This is a genomic window from Pseudonocardia autotrophica (assembly GCF_003945385.1).
GTDB lineage: Bacteria > Actinomycetota > Actinomycetes > Mycobacteriales > Pseudonocardiaceae > Pseudonocardia > Pseudonocardia autotrophica.
This window is the reverse complement of record NZ_AP018920.1, coordinates 4,804,334-4,830,048: the sequence shown is the minus strand read 5'-3', so window position 1 is coordinate 4,830,048 and position 25,715 is coordinate 4,804,334. Positions and strand designations below refer to the sequence as shown.

The following is a 25,715-nucleotide window of genomic DNA, read 5'->3' as shown; positions in this document are numbered from 1 at the left end:
CGACCGGACCCGCGCCCCGTTCAGTGCGGGGCGCGGATGCCGTCGACGATCCGGGTCCAGCTCTGCGCGCCGTGCCCGTCGTCGATCGCGCGCCGGTAGTGCGCCTGCACCGCGCGGGGGAGCGCGAGATCGATGCCGGCCTCCTCGCTCGCGGCCACGACGTGATCGGCGGTGGCGCCCATCATGGTCGCGGTGCTCAGGTCACCGGGGTGGTGCCCGGTGTCGATCTGGGTCCACGGCGCGTCCCCGGCCGCCACCATGTCCGGTGTGGCCGCCAGCATCGCGAGCAGCCCGGGCATCACCTCCGATGCGGGCAGGCCCGCGGTGCCGAGCAGTGCGGTCCCGTGCGCGAGCGCCGACAGCCCGGTCAGGAAGACGTCGAGATGGGCCAGGTACATGAGCTGCGCCAGCGCCGGATCGTCGCCGAGCCGGTGCGGTTCGCCGATCGTGGCGAGCACCTGCCGGTAATGCTCGAACGACTCGGCGTCGCCGCTGTAGAACACCGACGCGGCCGGGGTGCCGACCATGGGCGGCGGGACCATCACCCCGCCGACGACGAACTGCGCACCCTGCCCGGCGATCCACCGGGCGGCGTCGCGGGTCCCGGAGGGCCCCTCCGAGCTGAGGTTGACGACGGTGCGCCCGTGCAGGTCGTCGGTGGCCTCGCCCAGGACGTCGTACATCGCCCGGTAGTCGGTGAGGCTGAGGATGATCAGCGGGCTCGCCCGCAGCGCGTCGGACGGGGTCGGCGCGAGCACGGCGCCGTCGGCGACGACCTGCTCGGCCCGCGACGGCGTCCGGTTCCACACGGTCACCCGGTGGCCCGCCCCGAGCAGGGCGCCCACCATGGCCCGGCCCATCGGCCCGAGCCCGATCACGGTCACCGCGGTCATGCCGCGCTCCGTCCCACGCGCAGGCCCTCGGCGATCCGGCCGAGGTCGTCGGCGCCGTGGCCGGCGTCGATCTGCTGCCGGACGAGTGCCCGCAGCAGGTCGACCGGTGCGGGATCGACGCCCTGTTCGCGGCTCGCCCGGCCGATCGTGTCCAGTGCGGCGCCGGTCCAGTCCAGGCTCTGTGGCGGGGCGGAGAAGTCGCCGCTGTCCAGGACCGCCGCAGAGGCCGCGAACGACTCCGTCATCGCCGCCAGGAACGGGGTGGCGCGCTCGGCGAACTCGACGCCGGTGACACCACCGGCCCGCACCATGGCGGCACCGTGCAGGAACCCGGTGAACATCGAGTACATGGCCGCGAGCATCGCGAGATCGAGCAGTGACGCCCGCCCGGCGTCGGCACCGTCGTAGGTGCTCGCCGCCCAGCGGTCCAGCAGCTCCCGGTGGGCGTCGAAGACGGTGCGCGAGCCGCTGTAGAGGATCTGCGCGCCGGGTCCGCCGATCATCGGCGGGGTCGCCATGATCGCCCCGTCCAGATGGGCGATGCCGCGCTCCGCGCTCCAGGACGCCAGCTCCCGCGCCTCGGCGGGGGTGCTCGTCGTGAGGTTGACGATCGTGCGCCCGCGCAGCGCATCCGCCACCGGATCGAGGGTCGCGTGCACGGCGGCGTGGTCGAGGAGACAGACGACGACCGGTCCGCCGGCGGCCACCGCCTCCCGTACGGTCGCCGCCCCGGTCGCGCCGCGGGCGAGCAGGTCGGCAGCGCGCCCCGGGGTCCGGTTCCACAGCGTCACCGGACGGTCGTCGTCGAGCAGGGTGCCGGCGAGTGCGCGGCCCATCGCGCCCGTCCCGAGGAGGGTGACGGGAAGTTCCGTGTCGGTCATGGAGGTCGTTCTTCCTTCTTGAGTTCGCCGTATCTGTTCCTCCATGCTGGGCGGGTACTACAGAGGTCGGAAGTACCCACTATTTACTGCGGTACTTACCTATTGGTAAGTGAGGAGCGCACAATGACGGCTTCGGACAGGTGCGGTCCCTACATCTGCGGCATCGACGCGGCGCTCGACGTCGTCAGCGGCAAGTGGAAGGGGCTCATCCTCTGGGAGCTCGACGAGCACGGCGTCCGGCGGTTCGCCGAGCTGCGCCGGGCGCTGCCCGGGGTGAGCGAGAAGATGCTGACCCAGCACCTGCGTCAGCTGGAGGAGGACGATCTGGTGCATCGCCGGGTGCACGCGGAGGTCCCGCCGCGGGTGGAGTACTCGCTGACCGAGCACGGTCGCACGCTCAACGCCGCCCTCGGTCCGCTCGGTGAGTGGGGCCGGGACCGGATCGCCCGCGAGCAGCGCACCATGGTCGACCACCCCGACGCCCCGCTGATGCCCCGCCCCTGACCCGGGCTGCCCCACCTCTGATCCGGGATGTCATCCCCCGGCGCCCGGTACCCGGCGCAGATGCGGGCCCAGCACATCCGGCTCCGGGGTGGACAGCGCCGCGCGCAGGAAGCGGCGCAGCACCGGCGAGTCCTCGTCGGCCCGCCACAGCGCCCCGGTCTCGACGACCGGGGTGTGCTGGCGGGCCGGTCGCGCGACCAGCCCCGGCCACAGCAGCGAGGTGACCTGGGCGGGTAGCAGCGCGACCCCCGCGCCGCTCTCGACCAGGGACAACGCGTGCAGCACCGAGGTCGCCTCGTGCCGGTGGTCGTAGCCGGCCGGGCCGACCTGGTCCCACACCGCGCGGGTGTGGGCGGCGAGGCCGGCGCCCGTCGTGCTCACCCGCCCGTCGTCGAGCGCGGTCAGGTCCACCCGCTCGTGGCCGGCCGCGGGATGGGCGGCGGGCAGCACGAGCACCAGTGGTTCCCGGGTGACCACCGCGACCTCGAGGCCGCGTGCCGCGCCGAGTGCGTGCCGGCTGCCGCCCGGCCCGGACGGGGGCAGGTGCAGCAGCCCGGCCTGTGCCTCGCGGCGGTGGACGCGTTCGACGGCGTCGTCGTCGGCCAGCTCCAGCAACCGCAGGTCGATCTCGTCGCTCACGGCGACGCCGAAGCGGGGGAGCAGCCGGGGCGACACGGTGTGGCCGATCGCCAGCGTCAGCGATCCCTTCGTGCCCAGCCCGACCGCACGGACCTGGTCGGCGGTCGTCGCCAGATCGGCCAGGATCCGCCGCCCGCGCTCGGCGAGCAGCCGCCCCGCCGCCGTGAGCTCGACGCCGCGGCCGTGCCGGGTCAGCAGCGTGACGCCGAGCTCGCGCTCCAGCGACTGCAGGCGCACCGACAGCGGAGGTTGCGTCATGTGCAGCGCGGCCGCGGCGCGGCTGATCGACCCCTCGGTGGCCACGGCGAGGAAGCACTCCAGCGCGCGCACATCCATACAGCGAGCATATATCGGAGTTCCGTAACTCGTATTGGACGAATAGGCGGCCGGTGTCGATACTTCCGGTAGTGACCTGGGGCATACCCGAACGGCCCCGAATCCCGACCCGAGGCGGCGTGACGACGATGCACGACACCACCGGACCGACCCTGCACACCGACGTCCTGGTCATCGGCAGCGGCCCCGCGGGTGCCTCGGCCGCGCTGTTCCTCGCCACCTACGGCGTCGACCACATGGTGATCACCAAGTACCGCTGGACGGCGAACACCCCGCGAGCGCACATCACCAATCAGCGCACGGTGGAGATCCTGCGGGACATGGGGATCGAGCAGGACATCACGACCCAGGGCGTGCCGTCGCACCTGATGGGCGACACCGTGTTCTGCACGGCGCTCGCCGGTGACGAGATCGGCCGCGTGCGGACCTGGGGCACCCACCCCGAGCGGCGGGCCGACTACGTCATGGCGAGCCCGTCGGACAACTGCGACCTGCCGCAGACCCTGCTCGAACCGATCCTGGTCGGGCACGCGGCCGAGCGGGGCAGCCGCATCCGCTTCGACACCGAGTACGTCGGTCTCGAACAGGACGACGACGGCGTCTCGGTCGCGGTGCGGGACCGGCTCTCCGGCGCCGGCTACACGATCCGTGCGAAGTACGTCATCGGAGCCGACGGTGGCCGGAGCCAGGTCGCCCGGGACATCGGGCTCCCGTTCGAGGGGCGGATGGACCTCGCGGGCAGCATGAACATCGTCTTCCACGCGGACCTGTCCCGGTTCGTCGAGCATCGCCCGAGCGTCCTGTACTGGGTGCTCCAGCCCGGCTCGAACATCGGCGGGATCGGGATGGGCCTGGTCCGCATGGTCCGGCCCTGGGACGAGTGGCTGGTGGTGTGGGGCTACGACATCGACGAGCCGCCGCCGCAGGTCGACGACGCGATGGCCACGAAGATCGTGCACGATCTCGTCGGCGACGACACGGTGCCGGTCACGATCCGGTCGACGTCGCTGTGGGGCAACAACAAGATGTACGCCACCCGGTACCGCTCCGGCAGGGTGTTCTGCGCGGGCGACGCGGTGCACCGGCACCCGCCGTCGAACGGGCTCGGCTCCAACACCTCCGTGCAGGACTCCTACAACCTCGCCTGGAAGCTCGCCGCCGTCCTCTCCGGGCGGGCCGACGAGTCGCTCCTCGACTCCTACGACGCGGAGCGCGCACCGGTCGGTGCGCAGATCGTGCTGCGCGCCAACAAGTCCATCGAGGAGTTCGGCCCGATCTTCGACGCGCTCGGGGTGGGCGGCGGCGAGGACCCGGCCACCCAGCAGGCCAACATGAGCGCCCGGTTCGGGTCGACCCCCGAGGCGGAGAAGCAGCGCCGCGCGCTGCGCGAGGCACTGGAGCTGAAGAACTACGAGTTCAACGCGCACGGCGTCGAGCTCGGCCAGCGCTACCGGTCCGGCGCGGTCGTCCCGGACGGGTCGCCGGAGCCGGAGTACGTGCGGGACCCGGAGCTCTACCACCATCCGACGACCTGGCCGGGCGCCCGGCTGCCGCACTGCTGGCTCGGCCGCGGCGGCCACCGCGTCAGCACCCACGACGTGACGGGCAAGGGGCGGTTCGCCCTGCTCACCGGGATCTCCGGTGAGCGCTGGGCGGACGCTGCGGCGCAGGCGTCGCAGCGGTGGGGGGTGCAGGTCGACGCGCACGTGATCGGCCCCGGCCGTGAGTTCACCGATCTCTACGACGACTGGTCCCGGCTGCGCGAGGTGTCGGAGGCCGGCTGCGTGCTCGTCCGGCCGGACGCGCACGTCGGATGGCGGTCGCACGACCTGCCCGCCGATCCGGCCGGGGCGCTCTCGGACGCGCTCGGCTCGATCCTCGGCCGGACCCGCTCGCCGCAGCAGCAGGAGGTATCGCGATGACCACCGGTTTCGTGCACACCACCGCGCCGTCCCGGATCGTGTTCGGGGCGGGAACGCTCGAGACGGTCCCGCAGGAGGTCACCCGGCTGGGCCGGGAACGCGTCCTCGTGCTGGCCTCGCCCGAGCTCGCCGAGGCAGGCGACCGGATCGAGAAGGCGCTCGGCCCGCTCGCCGTCGCCCGGTTCGACGGCGCCGCCATGCACACCCCGGTGCCGGTGACCGACGAGGCGGCGGAGCTGCTGCGGGCGGTGTCGGCCGACTGCGTCGTCGCCGTCGGCGGCGGCTCCACCACCGGACTGGCCAAGGCGCTCGCCGCGCGTACCGGGATCGACCAGGTCGTCGTGCCCACCACCTACGCCGGATCCGAGGTCACCCCGGTGCTGGGGGAGACCGCCGACGGCGTGAAGACGACGCGGTCCTCCCCGGACATCCTCCCGGAGACCGTCGTCTACGACGTCGAGCTCTCCGCCGGGCTGCCGGTACCGGTCGCGGTGACGAGCGCGGTGAACGCACTCGCCCACGCGGTCGAGGCCCTCTACTCCCCGGACGCGAACCCGGCGATCGACGCGCTCGCGCTCGACGCGATCCGCCGGCTCGCGACCGGACTGCGCCGGCTCGGCGACGGCACCGACGACCTCGCGACCCGCTCCGAGCTGCTGCAGGGCGCCTGGCTGGCCGGGACGTGTCTGGGCGCGGTCGGGATGAGCCTGCACCACAAGCTCTGCCACACCCTCGGCGGCAGCTTCGACCTGCCGCACGCACCGACGCACACGGTCGTCCTCCCGCACGCCATGGCCTACAACGCCGCTGCGGCCCCGGCGGCGATGGCGCGCGTCGCGGAGGCGCTCGGCGTCGCCGACGCACCGTCGGGCGTGTACGACCTCGTGGTGCGCGCGGGCGGCCCGACCGCGCTGGGCGACCTCGGGCTCGCCGAGTCCGACATCGCCGTCGCGGCCGGGATCGCCGTCGAGAAGCCCTACCCCAACCCGGCCGAGCTGACCCGCGACGGCATCGAGGGGCTGCTCCGCGACGCCTGGGCGGGACAGCGGCCGCGGAGCTCGCCCGCGGCGGCCGCCGGCCGGATCACCGAGCAGGCCGTCGCGTCGTTCGCCGGCACCCCCGATCCGCGGCTGCACCGGCTGCTCACCGAGCTGGTTCCGCGGCTGCACGACTTCGCCGTCGCCACCGGACTGACCCAGGACGAGTGGGCGGCCGGCATCGACTTCCTGACCCGGACCGGGCACGTCACCACGGCGACCCGCCAGGAGTTCATCCTGCTCTCGGACACCCTCGGGCTCTCCAGCGTGGTCGACCTGCTCACCCACTCCCGCACCCCGGACAGCACGCCGTCCGCGGTGCTCGGGCCCTTCTACGTCGAGGGGCCGCCCGAGCTCGCGGCCGGCGCGGACATCGCGGCGGGCCTGCCCGGTACCCCGCTGTTCGTGGACGTGGCGGTGACCGGGACCGACGGGACACCGATCCCGGACGCCGTCGTCGACGTCTGGCAGTCCGACGACAACGGTTTCTACGACGTCCAGCTGCCCGATGTCGACGGCCCGGTCCTGCGGGCCCGGTTCCGCACCGATCCCGGTGGAGCGCTGCGGTTCCGGTCGATCCTGCCCCGTGAGTACCCGGTCCCCGACGACGGCCCGGTCGGCGAGATGCTCGCCGCGACCGGGCGGCACCCCTACCGTGCACCGCACCTGCACTTCATGATCGACGCTCCGGGATACGCCCGGCTCATCACCCAGCTGTTCGTGCGCGGTGGCCGCTATCTCGACTCCGACGCCGTCTTCGGGGTGAAGGACGATCTGGTCGTCGACTTCGCCGAGCACACGGGTCCGGCTCCGGACGGCCACGACGTCGACGGGCCGTGGCGCTCGCTCGGGTTCACGTTCGTGCTGCAGACCCCGCCCGGAGCGGCCGACGGCGGGTGAGCCGGAACCGGCGGCTCGCCGGCCACCCGGGCGGGCGGTCCCCGCTCCGGGAGCGGGGACCGCCGGGATCGGCCGGGATCAGGACTGTCCGACGAAGCGGAGCAGTGGCTCGTTCACCTCGTCGGCGTGCGTCCAGAGCAGGCCGTGCGGGGCGTCCGGGATCTCGACGTACTCCGCGTCCGGCAGCAGCTCGCGGAACGGGCGTGCGGTCGCGTCGATCGGCAGGATCCGGTCCCCGGTCCCGTGCAGGATGAACACCGGCTTGCCGCTCTCCCGGACGGCCGTGACGTCGGCCCGGAAGTCCTCGATCCAGGACGACACGACCGCGTAGGCGGCGACCGGCGCCGACTTGGTGGCGGTGTTCCAGTTCGCGGTCACGACCTCCTGGCCGATGCGCTTCCCGAGGGTCTCGTCGAGGTTGTAGAAGTCGTTGTAGAACTGGGTGAACCAGGCGAACCGGTCCTCCTTCGCGGTGGCCGCGATGCCGTCGAAGACGTCCTGGGGCAGCCCGGTCGGGTTGTCGTCGGTCCGGACCAGGAACGGCTCCAGCGACGCGAGGAACGCCAGCTTCGCGACGCGCTCGTGGCCGTGCCGGCTGACGTAGCGGGCGAGCTCGCCGGTGCCCATGGAGAAGCCGACGAGTACGACGTCGCGCAGGTCCAGCGTGGTCAGGACGGTGTTCAGGTCGTCGGCGAAGGTGTCGTAGTCGTAACCGCTGCCGACCTTCGTCGAGTCGCCGAAGCCCCGCCGGTCGTAGGTGATGACGCGATTGCCTGCGGCGATGAGTGCCCGCTCCTGACGTTCCCAGCTCGCCCCGTCGAGCGGGTAGCCGTGGATCAGGACGACGGGCCGGCCGCTGCCGCGGTCGGTGTACGCGATCTCGACGGGGACGCTGTTCTCCGCGCCCACGGTGATGGTTGCCATGTGTGGTCCTTGCTCGCGATGTGGAGTCGTGCCGGAGGTGCACCGAGAACACCGTCGTGCGCCGCGCTGTTCCGCGGTGCCACGGACGGATGGCCGGGCACACCGCCTCGGGGGGCGGCGTGCCCGGTCCGGTCGCGGCGTCGGGACCCCCTCGGTGCGACGACGGTAGGGCCGTCGTGCGCGATGCACATCGGTCACCGGATCGGTCGTCGCCGGCGGACCACCACCCTGCGGGTCGGAGCTGCTCGCAGGCCGGGGGTGGTCACAGGTCGAGGACGAGGCGGGGTGTGGCGCTGCGCGAGACGCAGATCATCAGGCAGCTCTGCTCGTCCTGCTCGGCGGCGGTGAGCACGTGGTCCCGGTGGTCGGCGCGGCCGTCGAGGATCGGGGTCTCGCAGCTGCCGCAGATCCCGTCCCGGCAGTCGAAGTCGATGTCGGCCCCGGCCGCCACCGCCCTGGTGAGGATCGACTCGCCCGGCCGCACCACGAACGAGGTGCCGGTGTGGGCGAGCTCGACCTCGAACGGCTGCTGATCGGCGGAGTCGTCCTCGGCGTCGGGTGCTGCGAACAGCTCGTAGCGCACGGCGTCCGGATCGCCCCAGCCCGCGCACTGTTGCTGCACCGCCTCGATCAGGCCGGCGGGCCCGCAGCAGTAGACGAGGGTGCCCGGCTTCGGGTCGTCGAGCAGCCGGCCCAGGTCGGGATGGCCGGCCTCGTCCTGCGGGACGATCTCGACCTCCGGCGGCAGCTCGCCGCGGAAGGCCATCGCGTCGCGGGTCCGCCCGCCGTAGATCATCTGCCACGATCCGCCCCGTCGCCGGACCGCATCCAGCATCGGCAGCAGCGGCGTGACACCGATCCCGCCGGCGACGAACACGTGGTGCGCGGCGTCGACGAGTGCGAAGTTGTTGCGCGGTCCGCGCACAGTGAGCCGGTCGCCGACGGCCGGCTCGGTGTGCAGCCACTCCGAGCCGCCCCGGCTCTGCGGTTCGCGGAGCACACCGATGCGGTAGCGGCTGGTGTCGTCGACGTCGCCGCACAACGAGTACTGCCGGGTCAGCCCGTTCGGCAGCACCAGGTCGAGGTGCGCGCCGGGCGACCAGGGGGCCAGCGCGCCGCCGTCCGGGTCGGCCAGTTCGATCGCGATGACCCCGTCGGCCACGGCCGTGATCGTCCGGACGACCAGATCGCGTTCGGATGTCCCCATGTGCACCTCCGGGACTCAGGAAGCGGTGGGCCAGGAGACACGCAGCTCCTCCAGACCCCGGAAGAAGTAGCTGGCGATGTAGGTCGGTTCCCAGCCCGGCTGGAGGGCGAGCCCGGGAAGGCGCCCGGTCAGCGCCTCGACGGCGAACCTGACCTCGGTCCTCGCCAGGGTCGCGCCGGGGCACCGGTGGATGCCGTGGCCGAACGCGAGATGGTCGCGGACGTTGGGGCGGTCCGGGTCGAGCAGGTCCGGCTCGGGGAAGGTTCGCTCGTCACGGTTGCCGGAGCCGAACAACAGCAGCAGGGCGCTGCCCGCCGGGAGATCGACGCCGCCGAGCCGGGTGTCGCGGGTCGTCACCCGCATCAGTCCGCGGTGCGGGGCGTCGCGCCGCAGGGTCTCCTCGGCCAGCCGCGGGATGATCCGCGGGTTCGTGATCGCCTCCTCCCACCAGCGCCGGTGGGTCAGCATCGCGAGCAGCGTGCTGGTGAGGGTGTCCCGGGTGGTGTCGTGCCCGGCGACCCGCAAGCCGCGGAACACGTACTGGATGTCGGAGTAGCTCATCGGCGGGAAGGCGTCGCCGTCGCCGTGCACCATGTCGGAGATGAAGTCCTCGCGCGGGTTCGCGCGACGGTCCTCGATCAGCGCGGCGATGTAGCGCTCGTACTCGACCATGCGCCGGGCGGCGTCGACCTTGCCGTCGGTCGGCGCGAGCGGGTTCCACAGCAGGACCTGGTCGTCGGTCCAGTCCTGGACGAGATCGACCTCGTCCTCCGGGATGCCGAACACCGCGCTGACGACGGCCTGCACGAACGGGTCGGCGTACTGGGAGAGCAGGTCGGCCGAGCCGTCGGCGGTGAAGGCGTCGATCAGCTCGTCGGCCTTGCGCTTCATCAGCGGCTGGACCGCGCGGATCCGGCGCCCGCCGAAGGCGTGTTCCAGGGTGCGCCGCAGCGGCGCGTGCTCGGGTTCGTCGGTGTTGACGATCGTCGCGCCCTCGGGCGTGCATCCGGCGTCCTCGAAGACCTTCACGACCTCGGGCGGGTTGTTCCAGATCGAGGGGATCGCGTTGCGGGAGGAGTAGGTCGCCGGGTCCTCGACGACCGTCCGCAGGTCGTCGTAGCGGGTGACCAGCCAGGCCCCGAGGGTCGCGCTGAACCGGACCGGCTCGGTGTCGCGGCAGTCCGCGTAGAACGGGTTCGGGTCGTCCCGGTCCGGGGCGACCATCGGGTTGAAGTCGCGGGGGCAGGTGGACGGGGCGGATGTGGAGACGGTGCTGCTCATCAGTCTTCCTCGACTGTGGGTGCAGGTGCTCAGGCGTCGGCCGGCGTGAACTTCTCGCGGTGGATCAGCCGGGGGGCCATCCGCCGGCGTTTGAAGGCCTTCACCCCCGCCTCGACCATCGGTGGCGGACCGCAGAGCCAGCCGGACCAGCCGCGGGCCGACGCGACGTCGTCGACGAAGAGATCGGTCGGGAGACCGGTGCGGTGGGCGGTGCCCGGGGGCGGATCCTCGTGGGACAGGACGGGGACGAAGGTGAACCCCGGGTGGGTCTCGCCGAGGCGGGCCATGAGATCGAGGTCGTAGAGATCGGCGGCGCCGCGGACGCCGTGATACAGCAGGATCTGCCGGCCGGGGTCGCGGGTCAGCGCGGTCCGGGCCAGGGCGATCAGCGGGGCGAGCCCGGTGCCGCCGCCGATCATGACCATCGGTTCCCCGCCGTCCTCGTCGGCGGGGGCCAGGAAGAAGTCACCCAGCGGCCCGGCGGCCCGGACCCGGTCGCCGACGGCGAGCCCGTCGAAGATCCACCGCTCGGTGGCGGCACCGCCCTCGACCAGCCGGACGTGCAGTTCCAGGACCTTGTCCTCGTCGGCGGTGTTGGCCAGCGAGTACTGCCGCCGGACACCGGACCCCGGGACCGCCAGCTCGACGTACTGCCCGGGATGGAAGGCCAGCGGATCGGTCAGGCCCAGCCGCACCCGGCGGGTGTCTCGTGCGATGTCCTCGATGTCGACGACGGTCGTGTCGAGGTCGCGCAACGGATGCGTATCGCGCCCCGCGGTGCCGGCGCCGGGTCCGGAGGGCTCGACGACCGCGTCGGAGCGGAGCCGGGCCTGGCAGGCCAGCGCGAGCCCGGCGGCCCGCTCGTCCGGCGCGAGCGTGTCGGCGGGGGAGTCGCGGTGGTCGACCTCCCCGCGCAGCACCCGCACCTTGCAGGTTCCGCAGGTGCCCTGGTTGCAGGAGTTGGGCATCCACACCCCGCCGCGGAGGAAGGCGTCGAGGATCGCCTGGTCCGGGTGGCACGGCACCTGCTTGCCACCGACGGTCGCCGTGAACACCACCGGCTCAGACCTCCCAGGTGACGTGCAGGCTGGTCGGGCCGCGGAATCCCCAGCCCCAGAACTCGACGTCCGCGCCGGTGTCGCGCTCCAGGTTCGGGACCGACTCGAACAGCTCCTCCAGCGCGATCCGCATGACGTGGTTGGCGTAGTAGATGCCGGCGCACGCGTGGTTGCCCGCGCCGAACGCCAGGTGCGGAAGCGGCGGCCGGTGCAGGTCGAACCGGGTCGGCGCGTCGTACCGACCGGTGTCGTGGTTGGCCGATCCGTAGGAGAGGATCACCGGGGTGCCGGCCGGGAGGTCGATCCCGGCCACCGTGACCGGGCGGGTCGAGATCCGCGCGGTGGCCGACCAGATCGGCGACGTCCAGCGCATGCCCTCGGAGATCGCGCGCGGGATCAGCGTGGGGTCGTCGACGACCTGCTCCATCTGCTCCGGCTCGCCGAACAGCCCGACCAGGGTGGAGGCGATGCCGTGGCCCGGCTCCTGCATGGCGCCGAGCAGGTAGACGTAGATCGTCGGGTAGATGTACTCGCGCTCGCGGGTCCGGCCGGGCGGCATGCCGTCGTGCAGCCAGTGCGAGATGGCGCTGTCGTCGGGGTGGGTGATCCACCGGTCGATCAGCGGGTCGACGGCTGCCTGGATCTCGGCTTTCGCCTGGTCACCCTCGACGAACCCCTCCGGGTTCGCGAACTCGCCGTCCTCGGTCATGGCGGCGTTGGTGAACGACCGGCTCAGCTTGGCGAACCAGTCGCGGAGCGTGTCGGAGTGCACGTCGGTGAGCCCGAGGAGGTCCCCGAGCGAGCGGACGCTGACCGGCTCGCAGTACTGCGAGACCAGCTCGGCCCGGCCGTCGTTCTCGATCCGTTCGAGATGCCGCCGGGCGATCGGGCGGACGAGATCCTCGACGTAGCGGTCCACCTCGATCGGCTGCAGCGCCGGCTCGACCATGCCGCGCAGATCGGTGTGGACGTCACCGTTGACGCCGATGATCGCCGGATGGCCGAAGGTGCGGCCACCGGCGGGGGTGATCACGGCCTCGAAGTCCGGGCTGGTGGCGATCTCCCGGCAGATCTCCGCGGTGGAGGCGACGTAGGAGCCGAGGACCGGGACGTATGCCAGCGGGGCCTCGGCCCGCAGCCGCTCGTAGGTCCGGTACGGGTTGCGCTCCAGCTCGGTCATCGTGACGTCGTTCAGCCACGACAGGTCGGGTGTTGCGGTGTGGTTCAACGTCGTCATCGACGTGACCTCCTTCACTGCGCCGTTCGGGACGGCGAGAAGGTAGGTCCGCGCGGCCGGCCGGGGCGACACCGATCGCGCGGATCCGGTACCGATCGCGCGGAAATCCGTGGAGGCCTGACCTGGGATAAGCTCCCGGGCATGGCCGCACGCAGAGGTGCGCCCCCACGGGACTGGGAGCAGGTGTCGCGCACGGTCGCCGACGCCTATTTCCCGCACGAGCTCACCCCGATCGGCGCGCGGAACGAGCCGCGCCTCACGCTCCAGACCCTCGATCTCGGGCCGGTGCTGCTCGGCTACGTCGGCTGGGGCGCGAACATCGAGATCGTGTGCGACTACCCGGGGGCCTACGAGGTGAACCTGCCGCTGACCGGGCATCTCGTCTCCCGCGGCCGCCGCGGACCGGTCACCTCGGTGGCAGGTCAGGCAGCGGTGTTCCGGGCCGACACGCTGTCGGTGATCAGCCACTGGGATGCGACCTGCACCGTTCTGGGGGTCAAGTTCGACCGGGACTGGCTCGACCTGGAGGCCGAGCGGATCCTGGGCAGCGAACCCGCGCGGGTCGCCGGTGTCATGCCGGACCGGCTCGACCTCGATGCGGGGCCCGGTGAGGACTGGCGGCAACTGGTCAACAGCCTGGCTCCGCTCATGCGCAGGCCGGACGCGTTCAGCGGATCCCCGGCCGTGCGCGAGCAGCTCGCCGGTGCGGTCGCCGCCGGTTTCCTGCTGACCAGCTGCCCCGACCTGGGCCACGGGCCCATCGCGCGGCCGCGCACGATCTCCCGGGTGGTCGACGCGGTCCGGGACGACCCGGCCCGCACGTGGACGGTGGCGGACATGGCTGCGATCGGGAACACGACGGTGCGCCGGCTCCAGGAAGGTTTCCAGGAGTGGATCGGCTGCCCGCCGACGGAACACCTCACCGTGGTGCGGTTGCAGCGGGCCAAGGCCGATCTCGAGGACCGCACCGAGCTCTCGGTGAGCGACGTCGCCGCGCGCTGGGGGTTCTCCAGCCCGAGCCGGTTCGCCGCCGCGTACCGGCGTCGCTACGGCCACCCGCCGTCCGCAGCACGGCGCGGTACCCGGCGCTGAACCACCGGGTACCGCGGCGCCGGTCAGGGATGCGGGCCGCCGCCGAAGCCGGTCCAGCGCAGCTCCGGGGGCAGGTGCCCCATGTCGTTGTAGAGCACCAGGGTCGGTGCCGCGCCCGGCCGGTACTCGATCACGGTGAGCGATGCGTTGCCCGGGTTGAGACCGAGCCAGCGGGCGGGTGGTGCGTCGAGCGCGTGCCGCACCAGCCAGGCGATCGGGTAGGCGTGCGTGACCAGTACCTCGTGCGTGTCGGTGCCGGTGGGCCGGGTGAACCGGCCGGTCAGGGCGGCCGCGCGGGCGGCGCCGTCGGCGGCCTCGGCGGCGTCGTAGCCGTCGAAGAAGCCGGCCCACTCCGCGGGCGGGGCGCCGGGCACGTGCGGTACGTGATCGACGAGCTCGTCCGCCTCGTGCACTCCGGCACCGGGCAGGTACTCGGCGAGGATCTGCGCGGATCGGACGGCCCGGGGCAGCGGCGAGTGCCACACGGCGCCGATCGGCAGCGCGGCCAAGCGGGTGCCGAGCAGCTCGGACTGCCGGTGTCCGTCGTCGGTGAGCCGGCCGAACGGATCGGCGGCTCCGTGCCGGACGAGATGCAGGCGGCGCGCGGGCATCAGCGGTTCTCCTCTGTTCGCAGAGCCGTGTGCGCGTCGTGCAGGCGGTCCGGTCCGGGACGCGGGGTGTGGTCACCGGAGATCTCGTCGGCCCAGTCGAGGAGCCGGTCGCGGTGCGGGCCGGCGTCGTCGACGACGGCGCCGGCGTGCCCGAGGACGACCTGGCCGGTCGTCCCGTCGATGGTGATCACCGTGCCCTCGGCGAGGGTGCCCGTGCGGGTCGTGACCGTCCCGGCGACCGGGTCGACGTCGAGATCGGCGGCGCCGACGACCGCGGGCCGGCCCAGCGCCCTGGCGACGACCGCGGCGTGGCAGGCGGGCCCGCCGCGGGTGGTGAGGATCCCGACGGCCGCCGCGAGGCCGTGCATGTCGTGCGGCGAGGTCTCCGGCCGGACCAGCACGACCGGGCCGCCGGCGGCGTAGCGGACCGCCGCGTCCGCACTGGTCGCCACCCGGCCGGACACCACTCCCGGGCACGCCCCGATGCCCTGCCCGGCGACGACGTCGGCGCCGGTCGGCGCGAGCGTCGGTGTCCGGGCCCGGTCGAGGTCCCGCTCGGTGGTCCGCCGCACCGCTTCCGGCCGGTCGATCAGGCCGTCGTCGGCGAGGTCCACCGCGATCCGCAGCGCCGCGAGCCCGGTGACCTGGGCCGGGCGGAGCTGGAGGAACCACAGCCGGCCGGACTCGTAGGTGAACTCGACATAGCAGGGTCGCCGCAGCCGGCGTTCGGCCCGGTCCAGGGCGGTGGTGAGCGCCGCCCACACCGCGGGTTCGCGCCCGGCCAGCTCGCCCAGCGGACGGGTCCGGACCCGTCCGGAGACGACGTCGTCGCCCCGGTGTCCGAACAGGACGTCGCCGAACGGTGCCGGCGCACCGGTGTTCGGGTCCCGGCTGAAGGCGACCCCGGATCCACTGTGGTCGTCGCGGGCGCCGTCGACCATGACCTGCACGATTGCGGCGGTACCCCGGTCGTGCGGGATGTCGTGCAGCGTCCGGTAGGTGCGGGCGCGGGGCGAGTCCCAGGAGGTGAACACCTCGCGCAGCGCGTCCGCGAGTGGCGCGTTCGGTCCACCGGGGTGTACGGCGACGTCGAGGACCGTGCGCATCATCCCGGGCATCGAATCGGCCGCACCGGAGCGGACCGAGACCTGCTGCGGCAGGGAGCCGAGGGCGCTGGTCACCTCCTCGACGAGCCCATCGGGGAGCCGGCCGGTGCCGAGGACGCCGCGACAGACCTCGGTGGTGACGACGACGGCGGCCGGCACCGGCAACCCGAGCCGGTGCAGCTCGGCCAGCCCGCGGGCCTTCGCGCCGATGCTCGCGGCCGGTTCGTCGAGCTGCGCGGAGACGGTGTGCACCCGGCTCATCGCGGGATCCCGAGGGTGGTGAGCAGGTCCTCGTGCAGCTCGGCCCACACGGTGTGGAACGAGGTGGTGCTGTCGGTGGCCTCCCGGAGGTCGCCCGCCCGGACCCGGCGCAGGGCGAGTGCCAGCCGCGGGCGGTACCGCCCGAACCGTCCGAGCGCGGCGGTCAGCTCCTCGCAGACCACGGCGGCGCGCCGGTCGAGATCGACGAAGCGGTCGAGCACCCGCGCGTCGTACTCCGGGTCGGAGTGGTCGTTCACCACGGTGGCGCCGCCCGCGCCGCGCAGCTGCCACGCCGTGCACAGGTCGAGCAGTTCGGGATTGAGTTCGAGGAACCGGTCGAGGGCAGCGGTCAGGGCCGGGCCGGTGCCTGCGGCGGCGAGCTCGGCGGCGATCCGGTCCGCGTCGGCTGCCCGGCCCCGCGCGCTCAGGCCCCACGACGCGAAGGGCCCGGTCGCGTGGACGACGAGTCCCGCGGCGGCGAGATCGAGCAGCTCCGACTCGACGGTGGCGGGCGGCAGCCCGGTCGCGGCGGCGAGCCGGCCGAGGTCGGTGTGTCCGGTGCAGCGCAACGTGTGCAGGACCAGAAGGTCCAGGGGAGTCGTGGTCGCCACGGTCTCATCTCCGAATGCCGTTAGTCTTCAGATGTCGGCAACATCTGGATGACAGTTGTAGCATGACGTCGGCGATGGGAGGGGTCGATGCCGAGACTGACGCGGGCCCAGCAGCAGGAACGCACCCGAGGCACCGTGCTGGCCGCGGCCCGGCAGGAGTTCGCCGAGCACGGGTTCGGCGCCGCGAAGGTCGACCGGGTCGCCGAGCGCGCGGAGCTGACCCGGGGCGCGGTGTACTCGAACTTCGCCGGGAAACGCGCGCTGTACCTGGCCGTGCTGGTGGACGTCGTCGAGCGGGCCCGCGAGCAGGCCGAGCCGCCCGTGGTGCCGCCGGGATCGACCGGCGCGGCGCTGGCGGAGTTCGCCCGGGTCTGGCTGGAGCGTCTCCCCTTCGTCGGCGACGCACCCGGCAGTGGTCACCTGCAGTTGAGATCGCTCTCCGGCGTCGTCGAGGACGGACCGGCCCGGGAGGCGCTGGCCGAGCTGGTCCGGTTCGAAGCGGTGCTGCTGGGGCTCGCGCTGGAGGCTCGGCGCCCCGGGGCCGGCCGGCGGGTGCGGACGGCCGGGCTCGCACTGACCCTGCTCGCCGGGGCTGCGGCCGTCGCCGAGAACGCCCCCGGCGTCGGTGACCCGTTCGACCTGGTGCGCGCCGCCGAACATCTGGCCGGCATCGCGATCGTCGACGACGACCGCCCCCCGTACCTGGACCATGTCGACCCCGCCGAGATCGTCGACCTCCCCTGGGAGGCACCGCGCGGGCTGGTCGACGAGATCAGCGGTCGCCCCGCCGAACCCGGCCGGGACGGGGTGGTGGTCGCGCTCGGCGTGCACCGCCTGCGGGCCGCCGAGGAGACGTTGCGGTCGGCCCGGCTGCGGGACGAGGTGACGGTCGTCGTGGTGGGTGACGATCCGGCCGAGCTGGGTCGCCTGGCCCGGCTCCGGATCGTCGATCTCGTCGGCTGCCTGCGCCGGGTGTTCACCCCGTCCGACCTGCCCCGGCTCCGGGTCGTACTGGACGACGGGACCGTCGCGACGGCGCTCGGGGTGCGGGAGCCGGGGGTGCGCACCGAGGTGGCGGTGCGGGTGCGCGGGGGGAGGATCGTCGCGCGGGCCGAGGGGCTCGGGGCCGGGCACACGGTGGCGGCGGCCACGGCGTTGCCGCGGGCCTGACGCCCGGCGCCGCCGTGGCCGCCACCGGTCCCGCACGCCGGTCGGGCGTGCCTCAGAGCGAGGAGCGCAGGTGCGCCAGGACCGCGTCGTGGACCTCGCTGCTGCGCGGAACGGCTCCGGACGCCCAGTACACGGCGTGCACGAGTCCGTCGGCCCGGGTCGCGGTGACCGGGGTGCCCGCGGCGTCCAGCGCGGCGGCGAACGACTCACCCTCGTCCCGGAGCGGGTCGAACTCCGTGGTGAGAACGAGGGTCGGGGGCAGCCCGGCCAGGTCGTTGGCCGGCAGCGCCAGCCTCGGGTCCGTGACGTCACCGGGGCCGGTGACGTACTGCGCACCGAACCAGGCGAGCGCCTCCAGGTGGAGGAGGTACCCCTCGGCGTACTCGGTACGCGCTGCGGTCTCGGCCGCCGGGTCGACGAGCGGGTACAGCAGGACCTGGGAGCGTACGGCGGGCCCGCCCTCGTCCCGGGCCCGGATGACCGCGGCCGCGGCGAGGTTGGCGCCGGCGCTGTCGCCGAGCACGGCGATCCGGGCGGGGTCACCGCCGTGCGCGGCGATCTCCCCGGCGGTCCACCGGAGTGCGGCGAAGGCGTCGTCGTGTGCGGCCGGGAACCTGGACTCGGGGGCCCGCCGATAGGTCGCGGTCACGACGACCGCACCGGCATCGAGCGCGAGGGCGCGTGCCCGCTCGTCGACGACGTCCAGTCCACCGCCGACGAAGCCGCCGCCGTGCACGTACAGCACCACCGGGAACGGTCCGTCGCCGTGCGGGACGTGGATCCGCAGCCGCTGCTCCGGGGCGGGGCCGTAGCTCGCGTCGACGACGGCGGCGACCTCGCGGGCGGGAAGCTGCAGACCGGTGAAGCTGTCGACGGCGGCGCGGGTGCCGTCCACGCCGAGCTTCTCGAAGGACTGGAAGCCCTGCGCGCCGAGGCCGTCGATCAGGGCCTTGACATCGGGGTCGAGTGGCATGGGTCGGTCCTTTCAGGCCTGCGCGAGCGCGCGGTCGGAGCTGCTGGAGATGTCGAAGCCCGCGTATCCGGCGGCGACCACCTCGTCGCACCGGGCGCGGTAGCCGGGCGCGCCACCGAGGTAGACCAGCACCCGCTTCGGCTTGCCGGGCACGTTGTTGCCCATGTACCAGGAGGTGGGGGAGTCGGGCAGCAGGGTCGCCTGGGCGAGCTCGTTGGTGTGCGCGACCCAGTCGCGCTCCGCGTCCGAGGTGGGCTCGATGACCGAGCGCCCCGTGGACTCGATGTACCGGATCGCCTCGACCGAGAAGTCGACGTGGTCCTCGATGGCGAGAGGCATGTTGTAGAGCACCGACGGGCTCTGCGGGCCGGTGATCATGAACAGGTTCGGGAATCCGGCCGCCATCAGACCGAGGTAGGTCTGCGGGCCGTCCGCCCAGTGATCGGCCAGCGCGAGGCCGCTGCGGCCGACGATGTTCATGGCGAGCAGAGGCCCCGTGCACGCGTCGAAGCCGGTGGCGAGAACCAGCACGTCGAACCGGTGCACGGTGCCGTCGGCGAGCCGGACACCGGTCTCGGTGACGGCCTCGATCGGGTTGGACCGCACGTCGACCAGATCGACGTTGGGCCGGTTGTAGGCCTCGTAGTAGTCGGTCTCCAGCGGCGGCCGCTTGGTGCCGTACGGGTGGTCGCGCGGAGCCAGGAGCTCCGCCGTCGCCGGGTCCTGCACGCGTTCGCGGATGCGGTCCCGGATGTACTGGGCGACGGTGTCGTTCGCCTCGTGGTCGAACAGGATGTCGCCGAAGGAGTCGATGAACAGCCGGAACCCGCCGCGGTTCCAGCGGTCGTCGAACACCTCGCGGCGCTCCTCGGGGGATGCGGCGACCGCGGAGGGCTGCACCTCGGAGTAGGGGACACCGAGGAAGTGGTTGCGCGAGGCATCCCGCAGCGCCCGGTAGTCGGCTTTCTCAGCGGCCTCCTCGGCGGGGTCGGTGGGGTAGTTGCCGATCGGGGTGGCGTAGTTCGGGGTGCGCTGGAGCACGGTCAGGTGCCCGGCGGTCTTCGCGATCTCGCTGATCGCCTGGATGCCCGAGGAGCCGACACCGACGATCCCGACCCGCTTGCCCTCGAAACCGATCTCGTGGTGCGGCCAGTTGCCGGTCGCGTAGGTCTCTCCGGTGAAGTTCTCGATCCCGCTGAACTCGGGCTCCTTCGGGACGGACAGGGTGCCGGCGCCGGAGATGACGTACCGCGCGGTGTGCACCTCGCCGGCGTCGGTGGTCGCCGTCCAGTGTGAGTTGTCGTCGTCCCAGGCGAGCGAGACGATCCTGGTGTGGAACCGGATGCTGCGGCGAAGGTCGAACCGGTCGGCGACATGCTCGAGGTAGCGCAGGATCTCCGGTTGTGCCGGGAAGCGCTCCGTCCAGTGCCAGTCCTGTTGGAGGGCGTCGTCGAACGAGTACGAGTAGTGGACGCTCTCGATGTCGACGCGGGCCCCCGGGTAGCGGTTCCAGTACCAGGTGCCGCCCACACCGTCGGCGGCGTCGAAGGCGACGACGTTCTTGGACTCCTTGTCGCGCAGCGCGTGAATGGCGTACAGGCCGGCGAATCCGGCCCCGATGATGATCGCGTCGTGATTCTCGGCGGTAGGGGACACCACTGGAACCAGCCTCCTTGCGGGTGACGTGGTGGCGGTCCGCCGGTCGAGCCGGCGGCCGTGTGATCGCCACGACACCGTGCCCTCGGGGCACGGACCGCCGACAGCGTGGAAGCACCTCACCGCCGTCCGGGGCGGTACCCGCGGCGCCGGCGCGTGTTACCCGGGTACTCACCGAGCGTCATCAGGTATGGCGTCGGCGAGGTTTCGTGCCACCCTGGGCGGCACTCCTGGATGGGGAGGCGTCATGGTCGACGTCGCCGGGCAGGACCGGCGCGAACGTCAGGTTCCGCGGGGCCGCCATCGCCTTGCCACGGCGCTCGACAGCTTCGTCGGTCGCGAGTCGGACGTCGCCCGGCTGCACGAGGAACTCCGGACGCACAGCCTCGTCTCGGTGACCGGGCCCGGTGGCGTCGGTAAGACGAGGACCGCGCTGACCGCCGCCGAGCTGTGGGACGACGACGTGTACGTCGTCGAGCTCGCGAGCGTCACCGACCCCTCGCAGATCGCGCCCACCGTGGCGACCGCGATCGGCGTGTCCGACCAGTCGAACCGGGACGCCGTCGACCGGGTGATCGGGCACCTGGCCGCGGCGCCGTCGCTGCTCGTCGTCGACAACTGCGAGCACCTGGTCGAGGGCACCGTGCGACTGCTGCTGCGGCTGCTCGCGGACCTGCCGGAGCTGACCGTGCTCGCCACCAGCCGGTCCGCGCTCGGAGTGCGCGGCGAGCAGGTGCACCGGCTCGATCCGCTTGCCGTCCCGGAGACCGGTCGCTGTGACGGACGGTCGCTGACCGAGGTGCCGTCGGTCCGGCTGCTGCTCGACCGCGCCCGCGGCCTGCTGCCCGAGTTCCGGATCGACGACGGCAACCGCGGCGCCGTCGTAGCGCTCTGCCGCAAGCTGGACGGCCTGCCGCTGGCGATCGAGCTCGCTGCGGTCCGGCTCCGGTCGCTGTCGGTGTCGCAGGTCGTCGATCGGCTGGACGGGCGCCTGCACCTGTTGGCCGCACCCGGCCCCGGCACGGAGCCGCGCCAACAGTCGCTGCGCGCGCTCATCGACTGGAGCTACGACCTGTGCAGTCCGGCCGAACAGCTGCTCTGGGCTCGGATGTCGGTGTTCCCCGCATCGGCCGGCCTGGAGACGCTGGAGGGCGTGTGCGGGCACGGCGACCTGGCCGGGGACCGGCTGCTCGACGCGCTGGACGGCTTGATCGGAAAATCGGTCGTCGTGGTCGACCGGGACGGCGAGGACCTGCGGTATCGGCAGTTCGTCTCGCTCCGGGAGTACGGCGCCGAGCAGCTCGACGAGTCCGGCTGCACCGAGGAGATCCGCCGGCTGCACCGCGACCACTACATCGCGGTCGCCACGACGGTGCTCGAGCGCTGGTGCGGCCCGGACCAGGCACGCGACCTCGCCCGCCTGCGGCTGGACCATCCCAACCTGCTCGCCGCGCTCGGGTTCAGCGCGAGCACCCCGGGCGAGGAGGTCGCCGGTGCCCGGCTCGCGTCGCTGCTGCGCTACCACTGGATCGCCGGTGGCTTCCTCACCTACGGGCGGCGCTGGCTGGAGCGGCTGCTGCGCCGGCTCGATCCGCGCACCCCGGAGCGGGGCGAGGCGCTGTGGGTGGTGGCGTGGGTCGCCCTGATCCAGGGCGACCGGTCGGTGGCCCGTGAGTACCTCGACGAGTGCACGGCGATCGCCGAGGAGCTCGGCGACGTCGCCATGCAGGGTCACGCCGCCCACTGGACGGCTCTGATGAACCTGTTCGAGGGCGACCTGGTGGAGTCGGTCGACCGGTACCGGCACGCGATGGAGATGCATCGTGAGGTCGGCGACGCCCCTGCCGAGCTCACGGCCGGCTTCCAGCTCGGGATGGCCGAGACCTACGGAGAGCGGCCGCAGCAGGCGCTGTCGACCGTCGCCGCCGTCATCGAGCGGGCGACCGCCGACGGCGAGATGTGGAACCACGGCTATGCACGCTGGGTCGAGGCCATCACCAGGCTGCACCTGGGCGAGCTGCAGGCGGCACGCGACGCGGTCCTCAGCACCCTGTTGATCGAGCGGGACTTCCGCGACGGGGTCTGCACGGCGCTCAGCGTCGAGGTCTGCTCGTGGATCATGACGGCGACCGGCCGGGCCGCGGACGGGGCGACCCTGTCCGGTGTCGCCGCCGGTGTCTGGCGACGTCTCGGCACCTCGCTCGCGGCCTTCGGCCCGCACGCCTCGGCCGAGGGGCGCGCCTACGACGAGCAGATCGACCGGGTGCTCGGCGCCGACGCCGCCGACGCCCTGCGCAACGAGTACGCGGGTGCCGACGTGGCCGACGCCGTCCGGATCTGCATCGACATCGTCACCGTCGCCGGGTCCGGGCGGCCGGATCGGACACTCCGGATGGCCGGGCGCACCCTGGCCGAGCTGACCGCCCGGGAGGAGGAGGTCGCACTGCTCATCGCCGAGGGCCTCAGCAACAAGGCGATCGCGGAACGGCTCGTCATCTCGCGCCGCACCGTCGACGGCCACGTCGAGCGCATCCTGCGCAAGCTCGACGCCGGGTCGCGGACCCAGGTCGCGACGTGGGTGATCGAGCAGAGCCGGCGGGCCGGATCGCCCGGGTGAGTATGCGCTGCCGAACGTGCAGCGCGGCGGCGGTGACCCGGTGAACACGGAGTCGTACCCGCGTCCCGCTTCAACGTATAGCGCGGCAGGGGGCTTGCGGCAAGCCCCCGATCATGCTGGAAGCTCTCCCGCCGACGCCGCTTCGGCATGCGGCACGGACACACGGGAGAACAGTGGTCGACACCGCGAGCACGACGACCGGGCGCTGGGTACACGATCTGCGCGAGCTCGACCGGAGCCGGATCGCGCTGGTCGGGGGCAAGGCCGCGCACCTGGGGGAGCTGTCGCGGATCGAGGGTGTGGAGGTGCCGGCCGGCTACTGCGTGTCGACGGACGCCTTCCGGCTGTTCACGGCCCAGGTGCCCGCCTTCGACGAACTCGTCGACCGGCTGGACGGGCTCGCCGCAGACGATCCGGCCGGGCTCGCCGGGCTCGCCGCGCAGATCCGGGCGGCGATGGAGTCCGCCCCGGTACCCGACGACCTGGCGGCGGAGATCGCGGCGGCGGCCGGCGGGGGCGGGCGCGCGGTCCGGTCCAGCGCCACCGCCGAGGACCTGCCGACGGCGTCGTCCGCGGGTCAGCAGGACACCTACCTGAACGTCGTCGGGTCGTCGGCGGTCGTCGGACACGTCCGCTCCTGCTGGGCGTCGCTGTTCACCGAGCGGGCCGTCGCGTACCGGGCCCGGCACGGCATCGACCACCGCACCGCACGGATGGCGGTGATCGTCCAGGAGATGGTCGACCCGCAGGGATCGGGCGTGCTGTTCACGGCCGATCCGGTGTCGTCGAACCGGACCGTGGTGGCCGTCGAGGCCTGTTTCGGCCTCGGCGAGGCGCTGGTCTCCGGCCGGGTCGACGCCGACCACCACACGGTGCGCGACGGCATCGTCGGGACGACGATCGGGAGCAAGGCGCTGGCCGTGCGCCCGTCACCGGGTGGCGGGACGTGGACCGACGCCGTCGATCCGCGGATGCAACGGCGGCCGGTGCTGACCGACGCGCAGGTGCTGGAGCTCGCGCGGCTGGGCAGGCGGATCGAGGCGGCACTGGGCGCCCCGCAGGACATCGAGTGGTGCCTGGCCGACGGACGGTTCCGGATCCTGCAGAGCAGGCCGATCACCACGCTGTTCCCGGTCCCGGTGACCACGGACGGCCGCCCCCACGTGTACGTGTCCGTCGGGCACCAGCAGATGATGACCGACGCGATGACGCCGCTGGGTCTGTCCGTCTGGCAGCGGACCACGCCGCGGCAGATGGCCGAGGCCGGTGGACGGCTGTTCGTCGACGTCGTCGACCAGCTGGCGTCGCCGGTGACGCGGGAGCTGGTCCTGGGCGGCCTGGGGGCGTCCGACCCGCTGATCCGGGACGCGTTGCAGACCGTGCTCGACGGCGGCGGCATCGTGCCCGACGTCCCGCCACCGGCCCCGCCGCAGCCGCCGGCCGGCGCCGCCGAGCCCGCCCCGATCGACGCCGATCCGGCCCTGGTCGAGGAGCTGGTCGCGCACTGGCGGGCGTCCCTGGCCGCCGTCGAACGGGACATCGCGGAGCTGCGGGGACCGGAGCTGTTCGACTTCCTGGAGACGGACCTCGGGGAGCTGCAGCGGCTGCTGATCGAGCCGCGCAGCCACCAGGTGATCATGGCCGGGATGCAGGCCACCTGGTGGCTCAACGACCGGATGCGGGAGTGGCTGGGGGAGGCGAACGCGGCCGACACCCTGGCCCGGTCCGCACCCGGCAACGTCACCTCGGAGATGGGGCTGGCGCTGCTCGACGTCGCCGATGCGATCCGCCCGCATCCCGCGGTGGTGGACCATCTGCGCACCGCCGTCGACCGCGGGTTCCCCGACGGCTTCCCGGGCGAGCTGGCCGGGCTGCCCGGCGGACACGACGCACGGGACGCGATCCTCGGCTACCTCGACCGGTACGGCGCGCGCTGCGTCGGCGAGATCGACATCGCCCGGCCGCGCTGGGCCGAGCGCCCGGGGGATCTCGTGGCGGTGCTGCTCGGCAACGTCGACAACGCCGGGCCCGGGGCCGGGCGCCGCCGCTTCGAGCAGGGCCGGCAGGAGGCGGCGGCGAAGGAGCAGGACCTGCTGGAGCGGTTGCGGGCGCTCCCGGACGGGGCGCGGAAGGCCGACGAGACCGCGGCGATGATCGACCGCCTGCGGACCTTCGTCGGGTATCGGGAGTACCCCAAGTTCGCGATGATCGGCCGCTACTTCGCCTACAAGCGGGCGCTTCTGCGGGAGGCCGACCGGCTCGTGCGGGACGGCGTGCTCGGCGACCGGGAGGACTGCTTCCTGCTGCGGCTCGACGAGCTCCACGACGTCGCCCGGACCGGGCGGGTCGACGACACGCTCGTCCACCGGCGGCGGGCGGAGCTCGACAGGTTCCGCGCGCTCACCCCGCCTCGCGTACTCACCTCGGACGGCGAAACCGTCGCCGGGACGTACCGGCGCGACGATGTGCCCGACGGCGCGTTGATCGGGCTGCCGGCGTCCACCGGGGAGGTGGAGGGCCGCGCCCGCGTCGTACCCGACCTGGCCGCGGCCGATCTCCGCACCGGCGACATCCTGGTCACCGCCTTCACCGATCCCAGCTGGTCGCCGGCGTTCGTGACGGTCGCCGGCCTCGTGACCGAGGTGGGCGGCCTGATGACGCACGGCGCGGTGATCGCCCGGGAGTACGGGCTGCCCGCCGTGGTCGGGGTGGCGGGAGCCACCCGGCTGATCCGGGACGGGCAGTGGATCCGGGTCGACGGGACCAGCGGTCACGTCCGGATCCTGGCCGAGTAGAGGC

Annotated in this window: 20 protein-coding genes; 7 read left to right on the top strand and 13 right to left on the bottom strand. The window is 73.1% G+C overall.

Annotated elements, in window-relative coordinates; all coding sequences use genetic code 11:
* Positions 1 to 20: 20 nt before the first annotated feature.
* Positions 21 to 893, bottom strand: a complete 873-nt coding sequence (locus tag Pdca_RS22465) for an NAD(P)-dependent oxidoreductase (RefSeq protein WP_085914286.1) — start codon at positions 891 to 893, stop codon at positions 21 to 23.
* On the bottom strand, positions 890 to 1,774 hold the full coding sequence (locus tag Pdca_RS22460) for an NAD(P)-dependent oxidoreductase (RefSeq protein ID WP_085914287.1): 885 nt from the start codon (positions 1,772 to 1,774) through the stop codon (positions 890 to 892). Before Pdca_RS22460 ends, Pdca_RS22465 begins: the two co-directional genes overlap by 4 nt.
* 123 nt (positions 1,775 to 1,897) lie before the next feature.
* Here Pdca_RS22460 and Pdca_RS22455 point away from each other — a divergent pair, with 123 nt between their 5' ends.
* The gene (locus tag Pdca_RS22455; RefSeq protein WP_085914288.1) at positions 1,898 to 2,278 is read left to right on the top strand and encodes a winged helix-turn-helix transcriptional regulator; all 381 of its coding nucleotides are present in this window, start codon (positions 1,898 to 1,900) and stop codon (positions 2,276 to 2,278) included.
* 30 nt (positions 2,279 to 2,308) lie between these two features.
* Here Pdca_RS22455 and Pdca_RS22450 read toward each other — a convergent pair whose 3' ends face one another.
* Positions 2,309 to 3,253 carry a LysR family transcriptional regulator gene (locus tag Pdca_RS22450; protein ID WP_085914289.1) on the bottom strand — a complete coding sequence of 315 codons (945 nt, stop codon included), beginning with the start codon at positions 3,251 to 3,253 and terminating at the stop codon, positions 2,309 to 2,311.
* 128 nt (positions 3,254 to 3,381) lie between these two features.
* Between Pdca_RS22450 and Pdca_RS22445 the strand changes: the two genes are divergently transcribed.
* Positions 3,382 to 5,175, top strand: coding sequence for an FAD-dependent oxidoreductase (locus Pdca_RS22445; protein WP_085914343.1), 1,794 nt, complete (start codon positions 3,382 to 3,384; stop codon positions 5,173 to 5,175).
* Positions 5,172 to 7,112, top strand: a complete 1,941-nt coding sequence (locus Pdca_RS22440; protein ID WP_085914290.1) for a maleylacetate reductase and hydroxyquinol 1,2-dioxygenase domain-containing protein — start codon at positions 5,172 to 5,174, stop codon at positions 7,110 to 7,112. Before Pdca_RS22445 ends, Pdca_RS22440 begins: the two co-directional genes overlap by 4 nt.
* Before the next feature lie 78 nt (positions 7,113 to 7,190).
* Here the strand turns inward: Pdca_RS22440 and Pdca_RS22435 are convergent, their stop codons facing one another.
* The 5 genes from Pdca_RS22435 to Pdca_RS22415 form a co-directional block, all read right to left on the bottom strand.
* Positions 7,191 to 8,036 (bottom strand): alpha/beta fold hydrolase, encoded by an 846-nt coding sequence (locus Pdca_RS22435; protein WP_085914291.1) that lies wholly within the window; start codon positions 8,034 to 8,036, stop codon positions 7,191 to 7,193.
* Positions 8,037 to 8,298: 262 nt separating this feature from the next.
* Positions 8,299 to 9,243: a PDR/VanB family oxidoreductase gene (locus Pdca_RS22430; RefSeq protein WP_085914292.1), complete on the bottom strand. Its 945-nt coding sequence runs from the start codon at positions 9,241 to 9,243 to the stop codon at positions 8,299 to 8,301.
* Positions 9,244 to 9,258: 15 nt separating this feature from the next.
* Complete coding sequence (locus tag Pdca_RS22425) at positions 9,259 to 10,524, bottom strand: cytochrome P450 (RefSeq protein WP_085914293.1); 1,266 nt, start codon at positions 10,522 to 10,524, stop codon at positions 9,259 to 9,261.
* 29 nt (positions 10,525 to 10,553) lie between these two features.
* Positions 10,554 to 11,582, bottom strand: coding sequence for a 2Fe-2S iron-sulfur cluster-binding protein (locus tag Pdca_RS22420; protein WP_085914294.1), 1,029 nt, complete (start codon positions 11,580 to 11,582; stop codon positions 10,554 to 10,556).
* A gap of 4 nt (positions 11,583 to 11,586) precedes the next feature.
* Positions 11,587 to 12,819, bottom strand: a complete 1,233-nt coding sequence (locus Pdca_RS22415; protein WP_085914344.1) for a cytochrome P450 — start codon at positions 12,817 to 12,819, stop codon at positions 11,587 to 11,589.
* Positions 12,820 to 12,960: 141 nt separating this feature from the next.
* Here Pdca_RS22415 and Pdca_RS22410 point away from each other — a divergent pair, with 141 nt between their 5' ends.
* Positions 12,961 to 13,911 (top strand): AraC family transcriptional regulator, encoded by a 951-nt coding sequence (locus Pdca_RS22410; protein ID WP_085914295.1) that lies wholly within the window; start codon positions 12,961 to 12,963, stop codon positions 13,909 to 13,911.
* Positions 13,912 to 13,934: 23 nt separating this feature from the next.
* On the opposite strand, the gene Pdca_RS22405 is transcribed toward Pdca_RS22410, so the two are convergent.
* The 3 genes from Pdca_RS22405 to Pdca_RS22395 are packed head-to-tail and all read right to left on the bottom strand — an operon-like array spanning position 13,935 to position 16,500.
* Entirely contained in the window at positions 13,935 to 14,522 is a 588-nt protein-coding gene (locus Pdca_RS22405) for a histidine phosphatase family protein (protein WP_085914296.1), read from the bottom strand.
* Entirely contained in the window at positions 14,522 to 15,889 is a 1,368-nt protein-coding gene (locus Pdca_RS22400; RefSeq protein WP_085914297.1) for a PEP/pyruvate-binding domain-containing protein, read from the bottom strand. The genes Pdca_RS22405 and Pdca_RS22400 overlap by 1 nt, the downstream gene beginning before the upstream one ends.
* The gene (locus Pdca_RS22395; protein WP_085914298.1) at positions 15,886 to 16,500 is read right to left on the bottom strand and encodes a transcriptional regulator; all 615 of its coding nucleotides are present in this window, start codon (positions 16,498 to 16,500) and stop codon (positions 15,886 to 15,888) included. Before Pdca_RS22395 ends, Pdca_RS22400 begins: the two co-directional genes overlap by 4 nt.
* 87 nt (positions 16,501 to 16,587) lie before the next feature.
* Here Pdca_RS22395 and Pdca_RS22390 point away from each other — a divergent pair, with 87 nt between their 5' ends.
* Complete coding sequence (locus Pdca_RS22390; protein ID WP_085914299.1) at positions 16,588 to 17,670, top strand: TetR/AcrR family transcriptional regulator; 1,083 nt, start codon at positions 16,588 to 16,590, stop codon at positions 17,668 to 17,670.
* A 52-nt stretch (positions 17,671 to 17,722) separates the two neighbouring features.
* On the opposite strand, the gene Pdca_RS22385 is transcribed toward Pdca_RS22390, so the two are convergent.
* Entirely contained in the window at positions 17,723 to 18,643 is a 921-nt protein-coding gene (locus Pdca_RS22385; protein WP_085914300.1) for an alpha/beta hydrolase, read from the bottom strand.
* Positions 18,644 to 18,655: 12 nt separating this feature from the next.
* Positions 18,656 to 20,299: a flavin-containing monooxygenase gene (locus Pdca_RS22380; protein ID WP_085914345.1), complete on the bottom strand. Its 1,644-nt coding sequence runs from the start codon at positions 20,297 to 20,299 to the stop codon at positions 18,656 to 18,658.
* Positions 20,300 to 20,546: 247 nt separating this feature from the next.
* Between Pdca_RS22380 and Pdca_RS22375 the strand changes: the two genes are divergently transcribed.
* Both Pdca_RS22375 and rph read left to right on the top strand, forming a co-directional pair.
* Positions 20,547 to 22,916 (top strand): ATP-binding protein, encoded by a 2,370-nt coding sequence (locus tag Pdca_RS22375; protein ID WP_085914301.1) that lies wholly within the window; start codon positions 20,547 to 20,549, stop codon positions 22,914 to 22,916.
* A gap of 173 nt (positions 22,917 to 23,089) precedes the next feature.
* Positions 23,090 to 25,711: a rifamycin-inactivating phosphotransferase gene (rph, locus tag Pdca_RS22370; protein WP_232021117.1), complete on the top strand. Its 2,622-nt coding sequence runs from the start codon at positions 23,090 to 23,092 to the stop codon at positions 25,709 to 25,711.
* Positions 25,712 to 25,715: the final 4 nt, after the last annotated feature.